This is a genomic window from Agromyces humi, assembly GCF_009720255.1.
Classification (GTDB): domain Bacteria; phylum Actinomycetota; class Actinomycetes; order Actinomycetales; family Microbacteriaceae; genus Agromyces; species Agromyces humi.
Map to the genome: position 1 here is coordinate 1 of NZ_WJSP02000518.1, position 2,128 is coordinate 2,128.

General features: G+C 72.7%; 1 protein-coding gene. It reads right to left on the minus strand.

Annotation, left to right across the window (positions count from 1 at the left end; all coding sequences use genetic code 11):
• Positions 1 to 2,128, minus strand: a 2,128-nt coding sequence (locus tag GH736_RS21670; protein WP_159606988.1) for a DEAD/DEAH box helicase, incomplete at both ends; no start/stop codon positions are given.

The following is a 2,128-nucleotide window of genomic DNA, read 5'->3' on the forward strand; positions in this document are numbered from 1 at the left end:
AGCCTATCGACCCCGCCCGCCTCGGGGCAGCGGGTTGCGCGGGGTGAGCTGCTCGAGATGCGCCCCGTGTGACATGAGCCGCGAGTCTCCAGGCCGAGTCGATGAAGGAGAACCGGGCGGCCGTCGACATGCGCACGCCCTCGGGCGTGCGGGGCAGCGCGTCGAGCAGGCCGGGGGAGTAGACGAGGTACGCGGCCCACTTGGCGCGGGAGATGGCGACGTTCAGCCGGTTCTTCAGCAGCAGGAACTCGATGCCGCGAGGCGCCGCCGCAGCGGACGAGGCGGCGAGCGAGACGATCGCCACCGCGGCCTCCTGGCCCTGGAACTTGTCGACCGTGCCGACGGGTACGTCGGGGAAGCCGGCCGCGTCGAGCACGGTGCGCACCACCGAGAGCTGCGCGTTGTAGGGGGTGACCACGATGACGTCGCGCTGCGCGAGCGGTCGGGCGGCGGCGGCCGCATCCGCATCGGAGGCGTCGACCCAGGGCCGCCCGATGAGCTCACGGACGAGCCCGACGACCACCGTGGCCTCCTCGGGCGACTCGGTGGCGTTGCCCGCGTGCTCGATGGGCACAGCGGTGAGGCCGGGTGCCACGCCCTCGAGGGAGCGCATCGACGCGACCGCGTGCGAGTGCAACGCCCCGTCGTAGGACAGATGCGACACCGGATCGGAGACCGCCGGGTGCATGCGACGGCTCTCGGCGAGGAAGTACCCGAACTCGGGGGGCAGCACGTCGTGGCCGTCGGCGACCCACCCGAGCGCCGAGTCGTCGACCGGCTCGGGGTGGTTGCCCTGGCTCACCTGCGGCAGCTGCTGCGGGTCGCCGAGCAGCAGCAGGTTGCAGGCGGACACGCTCGAGGCGATCGTCGCAGCAAGCGAGAACTGGCCGGCCTCGTCGATGACGAGCAGGTCGAGCGACCGGCGTGGCACGCGATCGGCATTGGCGAAGTCCCACGCGGTGCCCCCGATGACGAACCCGGATGCCGCGTGCGCGCCCGTGTACTCGGCCACGCCGTCTTTCGCGATGATCGTGTACTCGTGATCTCCGGGCTGGTTGCGGTCTTTCGGGGCCTTGGCGACGAGGTCGGGCGCGAGCCCCGCACGGACCACGGCGTCGAGCACGTTCTCGACGACCGCGTGGGACTGCGCGACGACGCCGATGCGCCAGCCGTGCTCCGCCACGAGCCGGGTGATGGTGTGCGAGGCGACGTAGGTCTTGCCCGTGCCGGGAGGCCCCTGCACCGCGAGGTAGGAGTCGTCGAGCCGTCGGAGCGAGGCGACGGTCGCGGCCACGTAATCGTGTTCGGCGTTCAGCGGCGCGAGGCCGCCGGTGTCGGGCAGGGTGCGCGGGGGCGTGCGCCGCAGGATGTCGATGCCGGGGTTCTTCGGCCACGCGAAGGGGTAGAGGCTCGACAGCTCCTGTGCCCACTCGAGGATCGCGTCCTTCTGCCGGCCGGCCGGCGGCGGGGTGCCGGGCACCACCGCCATGGGCAGCTCCGACCAGGTGACGCCCGCCACGGAGCGCTCCTCGACCACGAGGCCGTCGTCGAGCACCTCGAGCACGCGCACCGAGTTCGGCGTGCGCGAGCCGGGGCGGAGGCCCTGCCGGGGGAACGGCGCCGGCGAGTCGTAGAGCACGAAGAGCTCGGCACCCACGCCGAACCGGGAGCCGGGTGCGATGCGCCCGCGGAGCCGCAGCTCACGTCGATCGGTGCGGTGCTGGTCTTCGCGATACCAGCGCTGCGACATCGCGGACACGGCCGGGTCGACGACGAGCACGTCGCGATGGTCCTCCCAGGCCTCGAGTGGCTGCTCGACGCGGAAGAAGTGCCCCCACCAGAAGGTCTTGGCCTCGCGGTCGTGGTAGTCGATCGCGGCGGCCGCCAGCGCGAGTGCCGTGTGGTCGGGATCGCGGTCGGGATCGTCGGGCGGACCGGCGAGCCGCTGCAGCTCGACCGCGAGGGGCGAGGCCGCGTAGACCTTGCCGGCCGCCTTCGCCGCCTCGACGAGGAGCGACTCGGGCACCGGCTCGACGCCGGCGCGGCGGGCGATGGCGAGCAGCCAGTCGCGCAGTCGCAGCGTCGAGACGCAGTCGTAGCGGTTGTAGTCGGCGAGGTCGTCGAGCAC